Source organism: Pseudoalteromonas sp. SR45-5, from assembly GCF_014163565.1.
Classification (GTDB): domain Bacteria; phylum Pseudomonadota; class Gammaproteobacteria; order Enterobacterales; family Alteromonadaceae; genus Pseudoalteromonas; species Pseudoalteromonas distincta.
On sequence record NZ_JACJDN010000640.1, the window covers coordinates 1 to 2,212 of the forward strand.

Sequence of the window (2,212 nt, forward strand, 5' to 3'; positions counted from 1 at the left end):
TGTTAATGACAGCGTTAAAAGCGACTAACAGTTAGGGTCTGTTTATCTTTCGAGGTTAAGTTTACAGCAGTGTGTTTGGTATTTAGACAAGACAGAGCTTATGTAGTGTGGTTATTCCACATAAATAGGCGATAACGCAGCATAAATACCAAACACGCGCTGCCCTTTGGGTTCGACCCAAGGGAGGTTTACTCTTTGTTGCTCGGTTTTTACTTAGCCCACTAGGTTACAAACCTCGCGCCGCGATTAAACCCCCCTTGGATAGAACAAACTTTAATCCTGAAAGACCAACAGACCCTAGTCAAAATTGATTTAAACTGTTATACTGTGCTATTCACTGCGTCACATTATTCTAGTTAGCTTTAATGCAAACTACATGATGGCGCCTGTTGTATCAACTTATCAGAGTGGAAGAAACAATCTCTATGGATCCAACTCCTCAGTCACAATTAAAACTTCTGATTCAGAAAGGTAAAGAGCAAGGCTACTTAACTTTTGCAGAAGTAAATGATCACCTTCCACAAGACATTATAGACTCAGATCAAGTAGAAGATATCATAAGCATGATTAATGACATGGGTATCAAGGTTAGCGAAAACGCGCCTGATGCTGATGAATTAATGATGCAAGAAACAACGACAGACGAAGACGCAGCTGAAGCTGCCGCTGCAGCCCTTGCGACTGTAGAAAAAGAAATCGGCCGTACAACGGATCCAGTTCGCATGTACATGCGCGAAATGGGTACTGTTGAACTTCTTACACGTGAAGGCGAAATTGTAATCGCTAAACGTATTGAAGAAGGCATTAATCAAGTACAGATTTCTGTTGCAGAGTACCCTGAAGCAATCACTTACCTACTAGAGCAGTGGGATAAGTTTGAAGCTGAAGAAATGCGTTTAAGCGATATTATCGTTGGCTTTATCGATCCTAATGAAGATACAGCGCCAATTTCAGCAACTAACATCGGTTCAGAATTAAGTGCTAAGCAACTTGAGGACGACGATAAAGATGACAAAGATGATGCTGATAGCGATGATGAAGATGAAGAAGAGATAGACACAGGGCCAGATCCTGAAGAAGCTCGTATTCATTTTGAAAATTTACGTGATTTATATAATAAAGCACGTGATACGTTTGAAGCTAAAGGTCGTTCGCATCCTGAATCACAAGCAGCCATTTTTGAAATTGGTGAGCTTTTCAGAACATTTAAATTAATACCTAAACAGTTTGACCGCATGGTAAATAACATGCGTGAAATGATGGATCGTGTTCGTGTTCAAGAACGCCTAATCATGAAGCAAGCTGTTCAAATTGCTAAATTACCAAAGAAAACATTCGTTAAGCATTTTGCTAATAACGAAACTGACGCTTCTTGGGTTGATTTAGAAATTTCAGGTAACGAAAAGTATTCAGCTAAACTTGAAGAAGTTAAGCCAGAAATCATTCGTAGCATTAATAAATTATCTGTTATTGAACAAACAACAGGTTTAAGCATTGAGCGTATTAAAGACATCAACCGTCGAATGAGCATAGGTGAAGCGAAAGCACGCCGTGCGAAAAAAGAAATGGTTGAAGCTAACTTACGTCTTGTAATCTCAATTGCTAAAAAATACACAAACCGTGGCTTACAATTCTTAGATTTGATCCAAGAAGGTAACATTGGTCTGATGAAAGCGGTTGATAAGTTTGAATATCGCCGTGGTTATAAGTTCTCTACTTATGCTACGTGGTGGATACGTCAAGCAATCACACGCTCTATTGCTGACCAAGCAAGAACAATCCGTATCCCTGTGCATATGATTGAAACGATTAATAAACTTAACCGTATCTCTCGTCAAATGTTACAAGAAATGGGTCGTGAGCCAAATCCAGAAGAATTAGCAGAACGCATGATGATGCCTGAGGATAAAATCCGTAAGGTACTTAAGATTGCTAAAGAGCCAATTTCAATGGAAACACCAATCGGTGATGATGAAGATTCTCACTTAGGTGACTTTATCGAAGATACAACTATTGATTCGCCAATCGATTCGGCAACAATGGAATCTCTTCGTGGCGCAACTAACGATGTACTTGCAGGCTTAACAGCTCGTGAAGCTAAAGTACTACGTATGCGTTTTGGTATTGATATGAATACCGACCACACCTTAGAAGAAGTAGGTAAACAGTTTGACGTAACACGTGAGCGTATTCGTCAAATAGAAGCGAAAGC

At 39.7% G+C, this 2,212-nt stretch carries 1 protein-coding gene; it reads left to right on the plus strand.

Translation table 11 applies throughout. From position 1 onward, the window contains the following. Positions 1-425 precede the first annotated feature (425 nt). Positions 426-2,212, plus strand: a 1,787-nt coding sequence (rpoD, locus tag H5072_RS17430; protein ID WP_182694270.1) for an RNA polymerase sigma factor RpoD, incomplete at its 3' end; no start/stop codon positions are given.